The 19,202-nt window shown below is 73.8% G+C and carries 18 protein-coding genes; 10 read left to right on the plus strand and 8 right to left on the minus strand.

Annotated features, from left to right (window positions below; translation table 11 throughout):
- Window positions 1-452: 452 nt before the first annotated feature.
- Both H343_RS0120870 and H343_RS0120875 read right to left on the minus strand, forming a co-directional pair.
- Window positions 453-683, minus strand: a complete 231-nt coding sequence (locus H343_RS0120870) for a DUF6480 family protein (protein ID WP_028432739.1) — start codon at window positions 681-683, stop codon at window positions 453-455.
- 101 nt (window positions 684-784) lie between these two features.
- Complete coding sequence (locus tag H343_RS0120875; protein WP_028432740.1) at window positions 785-1,444, minus strand: alpha-ketoglutarate-dependent dioxygenase AlkB; 660 nt, start codon at window positions 1,442-1,444, stop codon at window positions 785-787.
- A 161-nt stretch (window positions 1,445-1,605) separates the two neighbouring features.
- Between H343_RS0120875 and H343_RS0120880 the strand changes: the two genes are divergently transcribed.
- Window positions 1,606-1,875, plus strand: coding sequence for a GlsB/YeaQ/YmgE family stress response membrane protein (locus H343_RS0120880; protein WP_028432741.1), 270 nt, complete (start codon window positions 1,606-1,608; stop codon window positions 1,873-1,875).
- Window positions 1,876-2,061: 186 nt separating this feature from the next.
- Window positions 2,062-3,111 carry a phosphatidylinositol-specific phospholipase C domain-containing protein gene (locus tag H343_RS0120885; protein WP_028432742.1) on the plus strand — a complete coding sequence of 350 codons (1,050 nt, stop codon included), beginning with the start codon at window positions 2,062-2,064 and terminating at the stop codon, window positions 3,109-3,111.
- A 43-nt stretch (window positions 3,112-3,154) separates the two neighbouring features.
- Here the strand turns inward: H343_RS0120885 and H343_RS0120890 are convergent, their stop codons facing one another.
- On the minus strand, window positions 3,155-4,693 hold the full coding sequence (locus tag H343_RS0120890; protein WP_028432743.1) for an ATP-dependent DNA ligase: 1,539 nt from the start codon (window positions 4,691-4,693) through the stop codon (window positions 3,155-3,157).
- A 59-nt stretch (window positions 4,694-4,752) separates the two neighbouring features.
- The gene (locus tag H343_RS0120895; RefSeq protein WP_028432744.1) at window positions 4,753-5,097 is read right to left on the minus strand and encodes a DUF3140 domain-containing protein; all 345 of its coding nucleotides are present in this window, start codon (window positions 5,095-5,097) and stop codon (window positions 4,753-4,755) included.
- 481 nt (window positions 5,098-5,578) lie between these two features.
- On the opposite strand from H343_RS0120895, the gene H343_RS31860 reads away from it, so the two are divergent.
- The 4 genes from H343_RS31860 to H343_RS31870 all read left to right on the plus strand — a co-directional run bounded on the left by H343_RS31860 (window position 5,579) and on the right by H343_RS31870 (window position 10,520).
- Window positions 5,579-6,724 carry a polyprenyl synthetase family protein gene (locus H343_RS31860; RefSeq protein ID WP_158679588.1) on the plus strand — a complete coding sequence of 382 codons (1,146 nt, stop codon included), beginning with the start codon at window positions 5,579-5,581 and terminating at the stop codon, window positions 6,722-6,724.
- A gap of 90 nt (window positions 6,725-6,814) precedes the next feature.
- Window positions 6,815-8,443 (plus strand): phytoene desaturase family protein, encoded by a 1,629-nt coding sequence (gene crtI, locus H343_RS31865; RefSeq protein WP_051265637.1) that lies wholly within the window; start codon window positions 6,815-6,817, stop codon window positions 8,441-8,443.
- Window positions 8,440-9,465 (plus strand): phytoene/squalene synthase family protein, encoded by a 1,026-nt coding sequence (locus H343_RS0120910; RefSeq protein ID WP_028432745.1) that lies wholly within the window; start codon window positions 8,440-8,442, stop codon window positions 9,463-9,465. Before crtI ends, H343_RS0120910 begins: the two co-directional genes overlap by 4 nt.
- An 8-nt stretch (window positions 9,466-9,473) precedes the next feature.
- Window positions 9,474-10,520, plus strand: a complete 1,047-nt coding sequence (locus H343_RS31870; protein WP_078505974.1) for a Rieske (2Fe-2S) protein — start codon at window positions 9,474-9,476, stop codon at window positions 10,518-10,520.
- Between the two features lie 43 nt (window positions 10,521-10,563).
- Here H343_RS31870 and H343_RS0120920 read toward each other — a convergent pair whose 3' ends face one another.
- Complete coding sequence (locus H343_RS0120920) at window positions 10,564-11,301, minus strand: class I SAM-dependent methyltransferase (protein ID WP_028432746.1); 738 nt, start codon at window positions 11,299-11,301, stop codon at window positions 10,564-10,566.
- A gap of 99 nt (window positions 11,302-11,400) precedes the next feature.
- On the opposite strand from H343_RS0120920, the gene H343_RS31875 reads away from it, so the two are divergent.
- From H343_RS31875 to H343_RS0120940, 4 genes are all read left to right on the plus strand, one after another.
- Entirely contained in the window at window positions 11,401-12,654 is a 1,254-nt protein-coding gene (locus H343_RS31875; protein WP_051265639.1) for a lycopene cyclase family protein, read from the plus strand.
- A gap of 59 nt (window positions 12,655-12,713) precedes the next feature.
- Window positions 12,714-14,228 carry an FAD-dependent oxidoreductase gene (locus H343_RS0120930; protein WP_106958902.1) on the plus strand — a complete coding sequence of 505 codons (1,515 nt, stop codon included), beginning with the start codon at window positions 12,714-12,716 and terminating at the stop codon, window positions 14,226-14,228.
- A gap of 185 nt (window positions 14,229-14,413) precedes the next feature.
- The gene (locus H343_RS0120935; RefSeq protein ID WP_051265658.1) at window positions 14,414-14,950 is read left to right on the plus strand and encodes a Dps family protein; all 537 of its coding nucleotides are present in this window, start codon (window positions 14,414-14,416) and stop codon (window positions 14,948-14,950) included.
- A gap of 67 nt (window positions 14,951-15,017) precedes the next feature.
- Complete coding sequence (locus tag H343_RS0120940; protein WP_028432749.1) at window positions 15,018-15,464, plus strand: SRPBCC family protein; 447 nt, start codon at window positions 15,018-15,020, stop codon at window positions 15,462-15,464.
- 234 nt (window positions 15,465-15,698) lie between these two features.
- On the opposite strand, the gene H343_RS31880 is transcribed toward H343_RS0120940, so the two are convergent.
- Genes H343_RS31880 through H343_RS31890 form a run of 3 tightly spaced genes read right to left on the minus strand, consistent with a single transcriptional unit; the run spans window position 15,699 to window position 19,194 of the window.
- Complete coding sequence (locus H343_RS31880) at window positions 15,699-17,309, minus strand: amidohydrolase (protein WP_037904502.1); 1,611 nt, start codon at window positions 17,307-17,309, stop codon at window positions 15,699-15,701.
- The gene (locus tag H343_RS31885) at window positions 17,306-18,835 is read right to left on the minus strand and encodes a sodium:solute symporter family protein (protein ID WP_051265641.1); all 1,530 of its coding nucleotides are present in this window, start codon (window positions 18,833-18,835) and stop codon (window positions 17,306-17,308) included. Before H343_RS31885 ends, H343_RS31880 begins: the two co-directional genes overlap by 4 nt.
- Complete coding sequence (locus H343_RS31890; protein WP_078505961.1) at window positions 18,832-19,194, minus strand: DUF3311 domain-containing protein; 363 nt, start codon at window positions 19,192-19,194, stop codon at window positions 18,832-18,834. Before H343_RS31890 ends, H343_RS31885 begins: the two co-directional genes overlap by 4 nt.
- Between the last annotated feature and the right edge of the window lie 8 nt (window positions 19,195-19,202).

Raw genomic sequence — 19,202 nt, forward strand, 5'->3', positions numbered from 1 at the left:
TCATGCCACAGCAGTCAGGCACGAGGACGACGCCGACCGGCCGCAGGCCGGACCCGGTTCCGCCGCACCCCACCCCGCCGCCGGAGCCCGGCGGGCCGGGGCCGGGACCTGCACCCGACCCCGTCCCGGCTCCGACGCCGGGACCACCGCCCGGGCCTGCCCCCGACCCGATTCCGCAGCCGCCGGGCCCCGGCCCCGAGCCCGTCCCCCCGGACCCCGAGCCGCAGCCGGCGCCGCCCGCGCCCTGAGCGTTCCGGTGCCACTCGGGCCCGGCCGGGCCCGGAAGTGACAGACGGGGCCCGGACGGGTAAGGGACACGGCAGGCGGTGATCAGGCAGTGACCAGGCGGTGATGAGGCCGCGGGCAGACAAGCGGGAAGGGGGTGCGCTTGCCTGCCCGCGGCCTCACCCTCGCGGCCGCCCCGCGGCCCGGCCTCCCCGTACGCCCCTGGTTCAGAACTCCACGGCCCTGGCCAGGAAGTAGACGAGGAAGAGCGCCACGAGGACCGCCAGCACGAGCATCGGCGCCTTCGTCCAGCCCTTCGCGGGGTTGTGGCGCTCGTCGGGCCCCGCGCCGGCGGTGCTGTCCTCGCCCGGGGGTGTCTCCCCGGGCGGTACCCCTCCGCCGGGCTCCAGGCCAGGGGAGTGCGAGGGGTCCTCGGGGTCGGGATACCGCTCGTCCATGGGCCCCGGGTTGGCAGATGAGGCCCTCCTACACATGGCGGACGGCACGCATGTGGCGGAGGGGACTTCCCCCCGCTCTCCGGCATCGTCCGCCGGCTGCGTCAGTCCGTGAGGCCGGTGACCCGCAGGGTCAGGTTCAGCCGCCCCGACGCCAGGCCGGTGGCCGGGTCGCCGGTGCCCTCGAAGACCTTCGTCACGCCGTGGTACGCGAAGCGGGACGGTCCGCCGAAGACGAACAGGTCGCCCGAGGCCAGTTCGATGTCGCTCCACGGCCGGCCGCGCGAGGCGGTGTTGCCGAAGCGGAATACGCAGGTGTCGCCGATGCTCAGCGAGACGACGGGCGCGGCGGACCTCTCGTCCTTGTCCTGGTGCATGCTCATTCTCGCTGCGCCGTCGTAGAAGTTGACCAGGGCGGTGTCCGGCTCGTACCCCTCGGCCGCCGAGGGGTCGCCGTAGGCGTCCGCGACGGCGCGTCTGCCGAGGTCGGCGAGCCAGCCGGGCAGGGCGGCCACCCGGCTGCCGTTGACGTCGCCGGCGGTACGCGTGTACCGGTACGGCTGCCAGTGCCAGCCCAGGCACACCGTGCGCACCGACATCACCCCGCCCCGCGGCAGCCTGGTGTGCCGCATGGGAACGGGACCGGCCGCCCACTCGCGGCACGCCGCCACGAGTCTGCGCTGCTGCGGTGCGGTGAGCCAGCCGGGCAGGTGTGCGGCACCCGGGCCGGGGCTGGACGCGGGGCGGGGGATCAGTGCGTCCACCTGCTGGGATCTCCTCTCGTGGCGCCTCCAGTCTGACACCCGCCCGCCGGGCCCGCGGTCCTGTTCGAACGTGGTGGCACGGCGATGTTCGAACAGGGCCGAGTGCGGGGGACTTCCGGGGGCAGAAGAGACAGGAACACGACGAACAACCAGGGGAGATCATGGAGATCTCAAGCATCATCAGCGCCATCGTGATCGGCATCGTGATCGGGGTGTTGGGGCGGCTCATCGTGCCGGGCCGTCAGCGTGTGGGGATTCTGCTGACGATCGTGGTCGGCATCGTGGCCGCCCTCGTCGGCACCGCCCTCGCGGAGACCCTCGGCGTGGCAGACACCAATGGCGTCGACTGGAGCGAGTGGCTGATTCAACTCCTCCTGGCGGCACTCGGGATCGCCGCGCTCGACCGCTCCAAACGCAGGCGCCGCCGCTGAGCGTCCGCCCGTCCCGTACGCCTCCCGCCGGCGAAGTCCGCCGGCGGGAGGCGTCTGCGTGCGCGAGGACGCGGCCGCACCGTGCCGCACCGTGCCGGCCCATTTCCGCAACACGTACCCGCCGGTAGATGAACACCTCTACGCTGATGCCGACTTGGCCCCCCACACCACCCGAGGTATCAGCCCATGAGCAGATCCCGCCTTGCCATCGCCGTACCGGTGGCGGCCCTGGTCACCGCCGCCGCGACTCTGAGCAGTCCGCTCACGGCGCAGGCAGGCGCCAAGACAGACGCGTCCTCCTACGCGGACACCACCTCCGTCGGCGTCCACAACGCCTACGAGAAGGGGACGTTCGAATACTTCGCCGACGCCCTCGACTCGGGGGCGTCTCTTCTCGAACTGGACGTGTGGACCAACATCGTCGGCAGCGGCTGGCGCGTCTCCCACTCCAACCCCACCGGCAACGACAACAATTGCGAGAACGCTTCCACCGCCGCCGAACTGCGCAGCAAGAAGCGCGACCAGAAGCTCGACGGCTGCCTCGCCGACATGCGCGCCTGGCACGACGCCAACCCGGACCACCCGCCCGTCCTGGTCAAGGTCGAGATGAAGGACGGCTTCTACGACAAGGCCGACCGGGGACCCGACGAACTGGACGCGCTGCTCTCCGAGAAGCTGGGCGACGCGCTGCTGCGGCCCGCCGACGTCGTCGGCGCACACGCCACCCTGGACGAGGCGGTGGGCGCGGGCGGCTGGCCCGGCCGGGACGCCATGGCCGGCAAGTTCGTCGTCGAACTCATCCCCGGCACCGTGGAGGAGAACAACCCCGCCGACGACCTGTGGACCGACGAGGAGTACGCCACCCACCTCAAGGACCTCGCCGCCGCGGGGACGCTGGGCGAGGCGGGAGCCTTCCCCGCCGTGCACGGCGCCGAGGAGGGCGACCCGCGCACCGGACGGTACGAGGAGGCGCTGCGCCCCTGGTTCGTGCTCTTCGACGGTGACGCCTCCACCTTCACCGGCGGTGCCATCGACACCGCGTGGTACAGCGAGCGGGGCTATCTCGTGGTGATGACGGACGCCCACAAGGTCGCGCCGGAGATCGACGGCACCAGCCCCACCGAGCAGGAGGCGTCCGAGCGGCTGTCGCAACTCGCCTCGTCACACGCCAGTTTCATCACCTCGGACTGGGCGGGGCTGCCGTCGGTCCTCTCCAAGGTGGTCCCGCGCGCCTGAGGTTCCGCGAAGGCGACGTCCTCGCGCCGCGCCCGCCCGGGCCCTACCGGCGCAGCGCGAGGACGTCGTCGACCGTGTCCGCGTGTGCCGCGCTCTTGTCCGTGCGGTAGCGCACCACGCGGGCGAAACGCAGCGTCACGCCCGCCGGGTAGCGGGTGGAGCGCTGCAGCCCGTCCACGGCGATCTCCACGACGAGTTCGGGCCGCACCGTCACGCCCCAGGGGTGCTCGCTCTGCGCGATCTCCCGCAGCCGCCCGGTCTGCCAGGCCAGCAGCTCGTCCGTGAGCCCCTTGAAGGTCTTGCCGAGCATCGCGAACGTGCCGTCCGCGCGCCGGGCGCCCAGATGCAGGTTGGACAGCGTGCCCGTACGCCGGCCGTGTCCCCACTCCGCGGCCAGCACCACCAGGTCGAGCGTGTGCACCGGTTTCACCTTCAGCCAGGACGCGCCGCGCCGGCCGGCGCGGTAGACCGAGTCCAGCGCCTTGACCATGACGCCCTCATGGCCCTGCTCCAGCACCTCGCGCGCGAAGTGCTCGGCGGCGGCTCGCTGTTGTGCCTGCGCGGGGTCCTCCAGCAGGACACGGCGCACCCGCAGCGACTCGGGCACCACCTGGGCGAGGGCGTCGTGGCGCTCCCGCACGGGCAGATCCACCAGGTCACGGCCGTCGACGGACAGCAGGTCGAAGAATCGGGCGGTGACCGGCAGAGCCGCCCGCGCCGAGGCCACATCCACATGGGAGCCCACCCGCTGGGAGACCTCCTGGAACGCGCGGGGTCTGCCCCGCTCGTCGAGAGCGATCACCTCGCCGTCGAGTACTGCCTGCCGCGCGGCCAGCGCGCCGGCGGCGGCGACGACTTCGGGGAGCCGGGAGGTGATGTCGTCCAGGGTGCGGGTGTAGACGCCCACGCTCTCGCCGTCCTTGTGCACCTGCACCCGAATGCCGTCCAGCTTCTCCTCGACCACGCAGGGGCCGAGCCTGTCGACCGCTTCGCCCACGTCCTTCGCGCTCTGCGCCAGCATCGGCTGGACCGGACTGCCCGTGCGGAGCCGGAAGTCCGCCAGCGCCTCCGGCCCCCTCTCCAGCAGTCCCCGGGCGACCGCGCCCAGCGAACCGCTGAACATCACGGCACGCCGCACCCCTTCCGGGGCCACGCCGACCGCTTCGGCCAGCCCCTCGGCGGCGAACGCGTCCAGCGCGCCCTGCCGCAGTTCACCGGTCAGCAGCCGGAAGAGGAAGTGCTGTTCCTCCCCGGTGGCCGCGGTCATCAGTGCCTCCAGCAGCCGTGCCCGTTCCGCCTGGGCGCCCTTGCCGCGCACGGCCGCGATCCGCTCCAGGGAGGCGTCCACCTCGGCGACGGTCAGCCGGGCGGACGGCGCGGGGGCGTACCGCCGTCCGGACAGCGAGCGGTATCCCACCCCGGTGCGGCGCTGTCCGGGCCGTCCCGCCAAGTAGGTGACGACAAGGGCCACTTCACCGGCCGAGGCGGTGCGGAAGAGCCGCGCGAGCAGCGCCACCTTCTCCTTGCGCGAGGAGACGGCCGTGATCTCTCGGGAGGTACGGGCGAGGTCAGCCAGCAGCATGGGCCCGTCCTCGCCCGGTACGGCCGCGCGCGCCTCCGCTCGGCAGGGGCGGGTGCGGCTCAGCGCTGCGGATCGTGGCCCCAGTTCATGAGCGAGTATCGCCAGTCGGTGTCGCTGACGTCACCTCGCGGACGGTGCTTGAGCTGCCGGTCGACATGGCGGACGACCTTACGCATGTGCACCAGGTCATCGGCGGTGAACTGCGACTTGGGGGTCCGCAGCAGCCGCACGACTCGCCGGCCCATGGCGTGGCCGTGGGTCTCGCTCTGGCCCCTGTGGCGGCCCGCTTCGCGGGACTCCTGCGTCTCCAGCCAGTGCTCGAGCTGACCCGCGGGGAGGTTCACGGTGTTCGCGAAGTCGGTGAAGAGTTCCTCGCGTTGGGTGCGCTGTTTCGTGTCGCCCATGGGGGAGGGTCACCTCTCGTGTGCGGGTGTTCGGCTGCGTACGCCTGCCCGGGGCCCGGCGCCGCGCTCCCGCTCCCGTGGCGGGGCGCGCCGGGGGAGACCTTGCCCGTTCCGCCTACGGCGCGGGTGCCCTCGGCGATCTTGCGCCGGATAGTTCCCACCGCGGCGCTTCCCTGCGTCCTCCATGACGGCCGGTCGCCGCCGGAGAGTCTCCTGCCCCTCGGCATCTTCCTGCCTTCCGCCCTTCTTGCATTACATTGTCGGATTTTACTCCCGGGTGCCCATGCCTCCGCGGTGAATGCCCCGTGCTCCCCTCGCGCTCACGCCCGTCCCGTACCGGAGCGCGTCTCCGTTCGAATATCCGGCGCCGGTTCCGCGGATGTGCGCGTCCCGGCCCGAGCTGAAAAACTCTCCGTGTTCGCACGTTCACTTTGTGCACGCGAGTGTGTGCCCTGTCAGGCCGACCTCGGGAGGAGCCGCCATGCAGCGTCGGCCGAGCGCCCGCGTACGCGAAGGAGCCCAGGACACCGGCACGCCCAGGATGGACCCGGACCAGGACACCGGCGGCGTCATCGAGGCCCTCCTGCGACGGCACATCGCACAGCGCCGCAACGAGGCGGCCCGCAGCAGCGAACGGTTCGCCGAGGACGTCATCGACCTGCTCGCCGACGTCCTCCTGCGCGGCGGGAAGCGCACCCGTCCCGCCTTCCTGTGGTGGGGCTGGCGCGGGTGCGGAGGCGCACCGGCTGGCAGCGGCGCCGACGCCGTGCTGCGGGTGGCCGCTGCGCTGGAACTCATCCAGGGCTGCGCGCTCATCCACGACGACCTCATGGACGGATCGCTGCTGCGGCGCGGCGCACCGTCCGCGCATGTCGCCCTCGCCGAGCAGCACCGGACCGCCGGACTGCGCGGCAGCCCCGAGGCGTTCGGCGCATCCGCCGCCATCCTCGCGGGTGATCTGGCCCTCGTGTGGGCCGACGACCTGTTCGAGACCGCAGGGCTCGACGCCAGGGCCCGGCGGGCCGTGCGTGAGCCGTGGCGGTCCATGCGCACCGAGACGATCGCCGGGCAGTACCTCGACCTGTACGGGCAGGGGCTGAGCGCGGACGCTCCCGAGGAATCCCTGCGCGTGGCCTACCTCAAGAGCGGCCTCTACACCGTCGAACGCCCCCTCCACCTCGGCGCCGCGATGGCCGGAGCCGGACCTGACCTCGTCGCGGCACTCCGCCGGGCCGGACGCAGTGCCGGTGTCGCCTTCCAGCTGCGCAACGACCTCCTCGGTGTCTTCGGCGGACCGGCCGGCTCCGGCAAGCCCGCGGGCGAGGACATCAAGGACGGCGCGTCCACCTACCTGGTGGCCATCGCACTGCAGCGTGCCCGCGCGCACAGCCGGCGCCAGGCGGAGCAGCGCCTGCGCACCGCCCTGGGCAACCACGAGCTGAGCGCCGGCGAACTCGAGCAGGTGCGGGAGCTGCTCACCGGACTCGGCGCCGTCGCGGCCGTCGAGGAACGCATCGAGGAGCTCACCGCCACCGCTCTGACCGCACTCGACCAGGCACATCTTGCCCCGCCCGCCGCCGAGCGGCTCCGCGCACTCGTACGCGGCGTCTCGACCGGGGCGGGCTGACCGGCCGGGCAGCACATCCGTCCGGCCGGTCCCGCGGCGAACCGGACTCCCACACGCCGGGGGCCGTCACACAGAGAGGAGTGAGCCAGGATGAGGAGGCTCGCCGGGCCGACCGACCACGTCGTCGTCGTCGGCGCCGGACTGTCCGGACTGTCCGCGGCGCTGCACCTGCTGGGCGCCGGCCGCAGCGTCACCGTCGTCGAACGCGAGCAGTTCCCCGGCGGCCGGGCAGGGCGCGAGGAGGTGGGCGGCTACCACCTCGACACCGGGCCGACAGTGCTGACCATGCCCCACCTCCTGGACGAGGCCATGGCCGCCGTCGGCGAGCGGCTCGCCGACAGGGTCGAGCTGCTCCCGCTGCACCCGGCCTACCGTGCCCGCTTCGCCGACGGCTCCAGCATCGACGTCCACACCGATCCGCACGCCATGGAGGCCGAAGTCCGCCGGTTCGCAGGCCCGGGCGAGGCAGCCGGATACCTGCGGCTGCGCGGCTGGCTGGAGCGGCTGCACCACGTGCAGATGCGCAGCTTCATCGACGCCAATTTCGACTCCCCCTTCGCTCTGCTCACCCCCGACCTCGCCCGCCTGGCGGCACTGGGCGGCTTCTCCACCTGGGCCGGGCGGGTCTCCCGCTTCCTGCGCGACGAGAGGCTGCGCCGCATCTTCTGCTTCCAGTCCCTCTACGCAGGCGTGCCGCCCACCCGCGCGCTGGCCGCGTACGCCGTCATCGCCTACATGGACACCGTCGCCGGGGTCCACTTCCCGCGCGGCGGCATGCACGCCGTCCCCCGCGCCCTGGCCGCCGCCGCACAGCGGGCCGGCGCCACTTTCGTCCACGGCAGCACTGTCACCGCCCTGGAGCGCTCACCCGCGGGGCGGGCCGTGGCGGTGCGTACGGCCGAGGGCGGACGCATCCCCTGCGACGCCGTCGTCCTCAGCTGCGACCTGCCCGCCGTGCACCGCCTGCTGGGCCGGGCGCCGCGGCGCGTCCTGCCGCTGCGGTACGCGCCCTCGGCGGTGGTCCTGCACGTGGGAGGGCGGCGCACCTGGCCCGGACTGGCGCACCACACCCTCTCCTTCGGCACGTCCTGGGACGAGACCTTCCGCCGTCTCACCCGCACTGGTGAGCTCATGAACGACCCGTCGCTGCTGATCACCACCCCGACGCTCTCCGACCCCTCCCTCGCACCGCCCGGACGGCATCTGCACTACGTCCTCGCCCCCTGCCCCAACCTCTCCGCCGGACCCCGCGACTGGCGCGAGCTGGCACCGCGATACCGCGACAGCCTCGTGGCCGAGCTCCAGCGCCGCGGCCTGGACGGGTTCGGCGCGCAGGCCGAGATGGAGCGGCTGGTCACCCCGGCGGACTGGGCCGCCCGGCAGCACGCGGCGGGCACACCCTTCTCAGCCGCGCACACCTTCGCCCAGACCGGGCCGTTCCGGCCGCGGAACCTGCCGCGCGGATGGGACAACGTCGTCCTCGCCGGCTGCGGCACGACTCCCGGGGTGGGCGTGCCGACCGTGGTCATCTCCGGCAAGCTCGCCGCCGCCCGCGTCACCGGCGGCGAGCGGGGAGGCGGCGGCCGGGCGGCCGGCGCCCGTCCAGCCGCCCGGGCGCCTCTCCGCCGGCGTGAGGGCTCTCCCGCGGACCCGCTCCCGGCTCCGCCTTCCGGCGCGGCGGGGGCCCCGCCCGTCCCGCATGCGGGAGGCGGGCGGTGACGGCGCGGGAGCTGGACGCCGCGGGCATCCACGACCCCGCGCTGCGCCTGGCCTACACACGCTGCCGGCAGCTCAACGCCCGCAGCGGCAAGACCTACTTCCTCGCCACCCGGCTGCTCACGCCGCGTCAACGCCCCGCCGTCCATGCCCTGTACGGCTTCGCGCGGCTGGCCGACGACATCGTCGACACCCCGGGCCGCGAGGTTCAGGCGGGGGAGCGCGGCAGGCAACTGGCCGGCCTCGACGCCCGGTTGCGTACCGCTGTGCGCACCGGGAGGAGCACCCACCCCGTCATCGCGGCGCTTGCCGACACCGTTGCCCGCTACCGCATCTCCCCCCGCCACTTCACCGACTTCATGCACTCCATGCGCATGGACCTGCACGTGACGCAGTACCCGACCTTCGAGGACCTGCGCGGCTACATGCACGGTTCCGCCGCAGTCATCGGACTGCAGGTGCTGCCGGTGCTGGGCACCGTCGTACCCCGCGCGCAGGCCGCGCCCCACGCCGCATCCCTCGGTCTCGCCTTCCAGCTGACCAACTTCCTGCGCGACGTCGGCGAGGACCTGGACCGCGGCCGCGTCTACCTCCCCCTCGACCGGCTCGCGGCCCACGGAGCCGACCGCGAACTGCTGCACTGGTGCCGCCGCACCGGACGCACCGACGCCCGGGTCCGCGCCGCCCTGCGGGAGATGTGCGCCACCACACGCGACATCTACGGGCACGCCGCGCGCGGCATTCCCATGCTGCACCCGCTCTCCCGGCCCTGCGTGCGGACCGCCTTCGTCCTCTACCGGGCGATCCTCGACGAGATCGAGGCGGCGGACTGCGCGGTCATCCACTGCCGGACGGTCGTCCCCCGCCGAAGGAGAGCGGCGGTAGCGCTGCGCGGCCTGGCCGCGATCGGTGCCACCCGCGCCCGCGGCGCGCTGCGCGCTCCCGCTCCCGCTCCCGGCTCCGTCCACCGGCCCCCGCGCCCCTCCCCGCAAGAGCCCCGACCACCGCGGAAGATCCCCACATGAAGGTCCCCATGAACGCCCGCACGGCAACCGCCCGGCCCTCCACCCCGCCCGGGACGGCCCCCGCAGCCCCTGCCCGGCGGCGGCGCGGCGTCCTCACGCTCCTTCCCGCCCTCGACTGGCGGGCACAGCAGCCCACATGGCGCGACGCCCGCCCCTCCGTCATCGCCGGGGCGCTCGCGCGGGCGGGCGCCCGCCCGACGGGCAACTGGTACGTGCTGGCCCCGAGCCGCGAGGTGCGCCCGGGCCGGCCCTTGGGCCGCACCGTCGCCGGCACCGAGGTCGTCGCGTGGCGGGAGCCGTCCGGCACGGTGGTGAGCGGGCCGGGCGCGTGCCCGCACCTGGGAGCCCCCCTGTGCGAGGGAGCGGTGGACGGGGGACGGCTGGTGTGCCGCTGGCACGGCCTGAGCCTGGACGGGGACGGCATGCCCGGCTGGACGCCCTTCCCGTCCTGGGACGACGGCGTCCTGCTCTGGGTCCGCCTCGACGGGCCCGGCGGTGAGGCGCCGCTGCCCCGGCCCCTGCTGCCGCCCCGCCCCACCGCACCGGTGCTCGACGCGGTCGCCGCACTGACCGGCCGGTGCGAGAGCGAGGACATCGTCGCCAACCGCCTCGACCCCTGGCACGGCGCGTGGTTCCACCCCTACGCCTTCACCCGGCTCACCGTCATCGAGGAACCCCGGCCGGAGAACGGGGACCGCTTCGTCGTCGACGTAGCATACCGGCTCACGCGCCGGGCCGCCGTGCCGGTACGGGCCGAGTTCACCGCACCCGGACCGCGCACCGTCGTCATGCGCATCCTCGACGGGGAGGGCGCCACCTCGTCCGTGGAGACGCACGCCACCCCGCTGACGGCGCCCGGAAGCCCCGGCCCGCGGACTGCCGTGACCGAGGCGCTGCTGGCAACCTCCAACAGGCCGGGCTTCGCCGCCGCCCGCTTCGCGGCGCCGCTGCTGCGTCCCCTGATGCGGCGCGCCGCCGCCCGGCTGTGGCGCGACGACCTCGCCTACGCCGAACGGCGCCGGCAACTGCGCAGCGAGGGCCGCTTCCCCGGATGAACCGGCCGGCGGCGCCCTCCTCCGCGCGCTCCTCCCGCGGGGCTCACTCCCCGGGCCCGTCCGCGCGCTCCGCGACGAAGGTGTGCACGATGCCCTGCTGCCAACCGGGCACGGACCAGCAGCGCACCCGCGTGTACCCGGCTCCGCCCAGGCGCCGGGCGAAGACGCCTGCGGTGTCGAAGGCCAGCACGCTGCGCCACAGATGCCGGTACAGCGGGGAGCCGCCGGGCCCCAGCGAACCCAGCGGAACGATCACGCCGGCGCACACGGCGGACCACACCAGCCGGTGGACCCGCGTCCCGCTGAGGCTGTACTCGTGGACCGCCAGCCGGCCGCCCGGCCGCAGCAGCCTCCGCACCGACTGCAGCACGGCGTCCGGCTCCCGCACATTGCGCACCAGATACGCCGCGAAAACCGCGTCGAACGGCCCGGAAACACCGGCCTCGGCGAGCCGCTCGGCCGGCGCGTGCACGAACGTCACCTCCCCCGGCCACTCCTTCGCCCGCGCCCGCTCCAGCATCCCCGCCGACGCGTCGGCCGCCACGATCCCCGCCCGCGGCGCGGCGGCCAGCAGCGCCGCGGTGGACGCGCCCGTACCGCACCCCAGATCGAGCACGCGCATGCCCGCGCCGCCGCTCTCCGCCTGCCGGGTGGTCAGCATCCGCTCCGCCGAGACCCGCAGCTGCCGGTGGTACCCCGGGCTCACCGAGACCAGACGGTCATACGCCCCCGCCGCGCGGTCGAACGCGGAGGTCAGCCCGCCGCCCCGAAGCACTGTCATGTGCCACACCTACCCCGCCGCGCGGCGTGGCGCCCGCCGGCAGCGTCCCGCTACCGGTATGGGTGTCCGCACGCGGCGGGGAGAGAGCAGGAGGTGCCCGTGGACGAGTCGGACGTCGTGGTGATCGGCGCGGGCGCCGCCGGGCTGTCGCTGGCCTGGCGGCTGGTGGACCGCCGGGCGGGCGAGCCGGCCCCCGTGCCGTCGGTGACCGTCGTGGAGCCGCCCCCTGGACCGGTACGCAGCCCCGCCCGTACCTGGTGCTTCTGGGAGGAGGCCGGGGGCGAGTGGGACGGGATGCTGGCCGCGTCGTGGCGGCGGATGCTCGTGCGGGGCCGTGACGGCGCGAGTGTGGGCGGCCCCTGCCCGACGCCGTACAAGATGCTCCGCTCGGGTGACTTCACCCGCGCTGTGGAAGAGCGGCTGCGCCCGGTGCCCGGAGTGCGGATGCTCACCGGCACCGTCACCGCCGTCCACGACGGCCCCCGCGGCGCGCTGGCCGAGGGGACGGACGCCGACGGGCGGCCCTTCCGGCTCCACGGCCGCTGGATTTTCGACTCCCGTCCGCCCCGGCGGCTGCCGCCCGCCCGCACCACGCTGCTGCAGCACTTCCGCGGCTGGTTCGTACGCACCCGTGAGAGCTGCTTCGACCCGGCCGTTGCCGAGCTGATGGACCTGCGCACACCGCAGCCCGGCCGGGGGGTCTCCTTCGTCTACGTGCTGCCCTTCAGCACCCGTGAGGCGCTCGTCGAGTACACGGAGTTCTCCGCGGCGCCCCTGAACCGCGACGTCTACGAGGCGGCGCTGCGGCACTACACCCACGTCACCCGCCCGCTGGGCACCTTCACCGTCACCGGCACCGAGCAGGGCGTCATCCCCATGACGGACGGGCTCTTCCCCCGCCGCACCGGCGCCCGTGTCTTCCCCCTCGGCGCCGCCGCCGGCGCCACCCGTCCCTCCACCGGCTACACCTTCGCCGCGCTTCAGCGGCAGACGGCGCACATCGCGTCGGCCTGCCGCGCGGGCCGCACACCGCTGCCGCCCCGGCCGCACGCACGCCGCCACCGTGCCATGGACGCCGTGCTGCTGCGGGCGCTGGCCGCCGGAGAGGTCGAGGGCGCCGCCTTCTTCGAGGACCTCTTCCGCCGCAACCCCCTGCCGCGGGTCCTGCGCTTCCTGGACGGCCGCTCCACGCCGCGCGACGAGTGGTCCCTCGGCGTGCGCACACCCGTCGGCGCGATGCTGCGCTCCCTGGCCGCGCTGCCCGCGCTTCCCCGCCGCACCGCCGCGGCACCGGCCGCGGGAGGTCCTCCCGGCCCGGACCGCGGCTCCGGGCAGGAAGCGGCGCTGAGGTGACCGGCACGCCCGGAGCGCGGAGCAAGCACCGGCCGCCGGGACGCGACCGGCGGGCCGTGATGTGGCCCGGCCCCGCGGGCAGACCGAGCCCGCAGGGCTCTCCACCCCGCACGGCGGCCGTCGTCGGAGGCGGCATCGCCGGACTCGCCGCCGCGACGGCCCTGGCCGAACGGGGACTGCGCGTGGACCTGCTGGAGCGTGAGGACACACTGGGCGGACGGGTCACCGGCTGGCCCACCCGCCTTGCCGACGGCACGGCGGTGACGATGAGCCGGGGATTCCACGCCTTCTTCCGGCAGTACTACAACCTGCGGGCGCTGCTGCGGCGGGCCGACCCCGGGCTGACGTCCCTGGTCCCGCTCGCCGATTACCCCCTCCAGCGCCACGGCGGAGCACGCGACAGCTTCCGCGGCGTGCCGCGCACACCCCCCTGGAGCCTGCTGGGATTCCTCACCCGCAGCCCCACCTTCACCTGGCGCGGCCTGGCGGGCATGAACCCCCGCGCTGCGCTCCCCCTGCTGGACGTGGCCGTGCCGGAGATCTACCGGAGGCTCGACTCCGTCAGCGCCGCCGGCTTCCTGGACACGGTGCGTTTCCCCGAAGAGGCCCGGCACCTGGCCTTCGAGGTCTTCTCCCGCAGCTTCTTCGCCGACCCGCGTGAGATGTCGGCCGCCGAAGTGGCCCTGATGTTCCACATCTACTTCCTCGGCTCCGCAGAGGGCCTCCTCTTCGACGTGCCCGCCGAACCCTTCCCCGCCGCCCTGTGGAACCCCCTCGCCCGGTACCTGACCGGGTGCGGCACCGCCGTGCGCACGGGCACCGCCGTACGCGAAGTGCACCCCGACGGTGAGGGGTTCCAGCTTGTCACCGCCCCGGCCGGCTCCGCGCACCGCACCACGGACGAGCGCTACGACGCGGTCGTCCTCGCACTCGACGGCCAGGGCCTGCGCACCCTGGTCGCAGGCTCGCCCGCGCTGGGCGACCCGTCCTGGCGTGCCCGCATCGACGCGTTGCGCCCGGCACCCCCCTTCCTCGTCTCGCGCTACTGGACGGACCGCCCCGTCGCCGCCGGCCGTCCCGGCTTCCTGGGCACCAGCGGATACGGGCCGCTGGACAACGTCAGCGTCCTGGAGCGGTGGGAGGGCGAGGCGGCGCGCTGGGCCCGCCGCAGCGGCGGCAGCGTGCTGGAGGCGCACGCCTACGCCGTCGACCCGCACACCGGGCGCGCCTCGGTCGAGCGGGCCCTGTGGGAGGGCGTGAAGCGCGTCTATCCCGAAACGGGGCACGCCCTCGTCCTCGACGTGCGCCACGAATGGAGGCAGGACTGCCCGCACTTCCCCGTCGGCGGCTACGAGGACCGTCCGGCCGTGCGCACCCCCCACCCCCGGCTGGCCCTCGCGGGGGACCTGGTGCGTACCGCGCTGCCGGTGGCGCTGATGGAACGCGCGGCGACAACCGGGTTCCAGGCCGCCAACACGGTGCTGGCCTGCTTCGGCGTGCGCGGCCACACCCTGTGGTCGGTGCCGGTCCGCGGGCGCTGCGCGCCGCTGCGGACGCTGGCCGGCCTGGCCTGACGGCCGGCCCCACCGCTGCCGGCCGGCAGGGCGCCCGAACGGGGTACGGGCGGCCCTCCCGGCGCGCGGCGCGGCGCCGCCGGTGTTCGCATGGGATGAGCCGCAGAGCCAGGGCGGCCCGTCCACGTGGAGAGGGAGACGCCGTGCCCAGCAGTGCCCGCAAGCCGAAGTACACCGTCCCCGGCATGACCCAGCAGGACGGCAGCGACGTCATCGAGCTGCTGACGATGCGCCTGCACGCCCTCAACGATCTCGCCCTCACGCTCAAGCACGTCCACTGGAACGTCGTCGGTCCGCACTTCATCGCGGTGCACGAGATGCTCGACCCCCAGGTCGAGGCCGTACGGAAGATGACCGACACCACGGCGGAGCGCATCTCCACCCTCGGCGGCGTACCGCACGGAACCCCCGGGGCGCTCGTGGCGGGGCGCAGCTGGGAGGACTACAGCCTCGGCCGCGCCGAGGCCATCGAACATCTCGGGGCGCTCGATCTGGTCTACACCGGCGTCATCGAGGACCACCGGGCCGTCGTGCGTGCCACCGGCGAGAGCGACCCGGTCACCCAGGACATGATCATCGAGCAGCTGCGCGGCCTCGAACTCTTCCAGTGGTTCGTCCGCGCACACCTGGAGAGCGCGGGCGGCTCGCTGAGCACGAGCGACGCCAGTTCCGAACGGGACGCGGCGGGCAAGGCGACCAAGCAGGCACGCAAGCAGCCCTGAGAGAGGGCCGGGCCCGCGCGACGGCACGAGTCCGGACGCGGCGGGGCCACGCCGAACGGGAGGAACGATGTCCGGACAGTTCGAGGTGACCACGCAGGTCGACCGCCCGGTCGAGGAGGTCTTCGCCTACCTCGCCAACGGTGAGAACGACCCCGAGTTCAGCCCCCGGGTCCAGGAGATGACCAAGACGACCGACGGCCCGACCGGCGTGGGCACCGTCTACCGCAGCACGGTCAAGGACGGTGGGGTCAAGACCCGCCGGGAGTTCAGGATCACCGAGTTCGACCCGCCGGCGAAGATCCGCTGGACGGAGATCACCAAGAACCTCGTCACCGCCGAGGAAGGCGGCTACGACCTCGAGCCGGTACCCGGTGGGAAGACCCGGGTGAGGCTCTTCAACAAACTCACCGGCCACGGCGTGGGGAAGATGGTCGCAGGAGTCGCCCTGAGCGCCGCGCGCAAGGACGCGGACGACTTCGGCAAGCGGATCAAGGCGGCCGTCGAGGCGGCCTGAGCGCTCCCGCGCGCCGCTCCGCGACGTCGAGGAGCGCTGCCGCGGCTTCGGTGGCCGCGGTGCGGGACCGGCTCGCCGCGCCAGGAGGAGCGTGCGCCGCGTCCCGGCCTGGCGTACGCGCCCCCGGCCTGGCGTGTGGCGCAGTCCCTGACCGGCCCTGACGGGGCACGCCTCGTGCGCGTCCGGCACGGGGAGCCGTTGCAGCGCCCAGCGGCTCCCCGTCTCCCAGGGACCTCACGTCTCGTGCACGCACTCGCCGCCGACGTAGGTGGCGCGCACCGGGATGTCGGCCAGCGCGTGCGGGTCGGCCTCGAGAGGGTCCTGCCCCAGTACGGTGAAATCGGCCAGATACCCGGGCGCGAGGCGCCCCTTGAGGTGCGAGGTGCCTTCCGCCTCCGCCGAACCGAGCGTGAAGACGGCCAGCGCCTCGCGGGCCGTGACCCGCTGCGAGGGGCCGACGGGGACGCCGTCGTCGGCGCCCTCGCGGGTGACCATCGACTGCAGGCCCAGCAGCGGCTGGTAAGGGCCGCACGGATAGTCGGACGAGCCGGCGACGCCGACCCCCGCGTCCAGGAAAGAGCGGTGCGCGAACATCCGCTCGGTACGGTCCGGGCCGTACCAGCGGTTCAGCGGCCCGCCGTGATACGCCGCGTAGCCGGCGAAGGGCACCGCGATCGCGCCCAGCGCGCGCATCCGCGCCAGGATGCCGTCGTCGATGACGCTGCAGTGCTCGATGCGGTGCCGCAGCCCCGGCCGTGGTGTCTCCCGCTGCGCGGCCTCGAAGGCGTCGAGCACGAGACGGACCGCCGCGTCACCGTTGGCGTGCACGCCGATGCGGTTGCCGTCCCCGTGCACCGTGCGGACCTGCTCGAAGAGCTCGCCGGTGGAGGTGGTCTGCAGGCCGTGCCCGCCGGACTCGGAGTAGGGCTCCTCCAGCAGGCATGTACGCCCGCCGATCGCACCGTCCACGAACGCCTTGACGCCCACGAGGCGCAGCCGGTCGTCGCCGAAGCCGCTGCCCACGCCCAGCGCGCGGGCCGCGGCGTAGTGGTCCACGGACAGCAGCATGCCCACCCGCAGCGTCAGCCCGCCCTCGGCGCGCGCCTGCCGGAACAGCGCGATGTCCTCGGGTGCGATGAGCGCGTCGCACACGGAGGTGAGCCCGGCCGCGTGCCACTGCCGCTGCGCGCGGGCCAGGCCGCGCAGCTTCTCCCGCGGTGAGCTGGGACGCAGCGGGGAGGTACCGCGCGCGGTGGCGGGGTAGACGACGTTCATCAGGGCACGTTCGACGAGCCGTCCGTCCAGGCGCCCGTCCTGGTCCCGGCCGAAGTCGCCGCCGGAGGGCGGGGGAGTGTCCTCGTCGATGTGCAGGGCGCGCAGGGCCGCGGAGTTGGCCACTCCCCAGTGACCGGCGACGTGCACGACCAGGACGGGATGGCCGGGAGCGGCACGGTCCAGGTCCCGGCGGGTGAGCGGGCCGGTCTTGGTGTCGTCGTAGCGGCTGCCGCGTATCCACTCTCCGGGCACCGCCCGCTCCGCCTCACCGCGCACCTGCGCGAGCAGGTCCTCCACGCCGTCGACGGCGCCGGCGGACAGGTCCAGGTGCAGCAGGTCCTCGGCGGCGATGGCGAGGTGGATGTGGGCGTCGTTGAGGCCGGGGACGACGCACGCGTCCCCGAAGTCGACTTCTTCGGCGCCGGGGAAGCGCTCACGCAGCCCCGCGACCGTACCGGTGGCCCGAACGGTCCCTCCCGCGACGGCCAGCGCTTCGGGCTCCGGTCCCTGCCCCTGCTGGCTGACGAAGCGTGCGGCGCGGTAGAGCACCGGTGCGGTCTCCCTGATCATTTCGCCTCCCCGGAAGTGGTGGCAGCGGCGGAGCTGCCGCTGGAGCCTCCGGCTCCGGGCGCACCGCCGGAGGCCGGACGGGCCATGGTGACGGCCCAGGTGACCGCCAGGTTGGCGGCCAGGGCGATGATGCCGCCGTTGACGCCGTTCCAGGGATCGTTGCCGGTGGCCCACAGCGCAGTCATCACCGTCAGCCCCACCAGCAGTCCCGCTGTCGCGGCCGCGGTGGACATCCGCCGCCAGTACAGCGCGAGCAGCACGGCCGGAACCAGCTGGGCCAGCCCCTCGTAGGACAGCACGGACAGCTCCACCAGCGTGTTCGGGAAGAACAGGCTCCCGCCCAGAGCGAGCAGCCCCGCAAGCAGGCACACCAGTTGCGACAGGCGCTTGGTGCGCATGTCACCGGCCGTGGCGGTGCCGTCCCCGCGGCGGCTGCGCGGGTCGGCGCCGTTGCCGCCGCCCAGCAGGGTCTTGCCCCACAGCGTGCCGATGGCGAGCATGAACACGCTCATCGGCACGATGGCCGAGAGCGCCCCCGCCACCCCGATCACGGCGACCAGCGGAGCGGGCAGCGAGTCCGTGACGAGGCTGAACAGCGCCAGGTCCGGGTTCTCCAGACCGGGTATCACGAACAGGGCGGTGGCGCCGACCATCATCGGGATGAACAGCAGCAGCTGGTACCACGGCAGCAGCAGCGCGTTGCGGCGCAGCGCGTTGGGGGACTTGGCGCTGAGGTAGCCGGCCACGGTGGTGGGGAAGATGGTGATGGTCACGGCGTTGAGCAGCAGGGTGCTGACGAACCACGTGCCGTCCAGCCCGCCCGAGTCGTGCCCGGGGAAGGTCAGCCACTCCGGCCTCTCCGTGACCATCCGCTGCATGAAGTCCCCGAGCCCGTCCACGTAGTGCATCGGCACGTACACCGCGAGGAACGCCACCGCCGCGATCACCAGCACGTCCTTCAGCGCGCTGACCCAGGCCGAACCGCGCAGCCCCGAGACGAGGATGAAGACCTCGGCGACGACGAAGGAGATGACGGCGGCCACCCGCAGGTCCACGCTCCCGTACGTCATGGCGTTGACCACGACGCCCATGCCCTGAATCTGCAGCTGGATGTAGGGCACGATGAAGACCGTCGCCACCACCGCGACCAGGATGCCCAACGGCCGTGAGCGGAACCGGTGTTCGGCCATGTCCGCGATGGAGATGAGCCGGTGCCGGCTGGCGTACGTCCACAGCGCCGGTCCCACCACATAGGCGACGGCGAAGCCGGTGGTCAGATACGCCACCAGGTACAGGATCGGCACACCGTAGGAGAACGACCAGCCGGCGGTGCCCAGGAACGAGAAGCTGGTGTATGTCTCACCGGCCATCAGCAGCCAGATGAACAGCACGCCCAGGCCGCGGCTGGAGACCGACCACTCGGCCATCCCCTTGTCCCGGCCCCGGGCGCTGAGCAGGCCCACGGCGATGGTGGCCACCATCGCCAGGGCGAAGATCGTCGTGGCGATCGTCGCGGAAGAACTCATCGGGCACCTCCCGCGCCCGTGCCGTCCGGGCCGCCGCTTTCCGCGTCGTGCGGCTCGTCCGCGGGTATCGGCTCCGGCGCGCCGCTGCGGTAGGCCGGATCCAGGCGGGCCGCGGCCCAGATGACCAGCGGCGAGACGATGGTCGCGGCGATGATCCACGCCAGCAGGAACGGCACACCCAGGATGCGCGGTTCGATGCTGTTGGCCACCAGCGGCGCCGCGCAGTACAGCACGGCCGGCACCAGCAGCAGCCACAGGGAACGGCGGCGCTGCCGCCCGCCGGCCGGCAGTGTCCCGAAGGGGAGCGGCCCCGGTTCCTGCGGGCCCTCCCGCTCCGGCTGCGAGGGGTTGTCGGACATGTGGCTCC

Source organism: Streptomyces sp. TAA204, assembly GCF_000424965.1.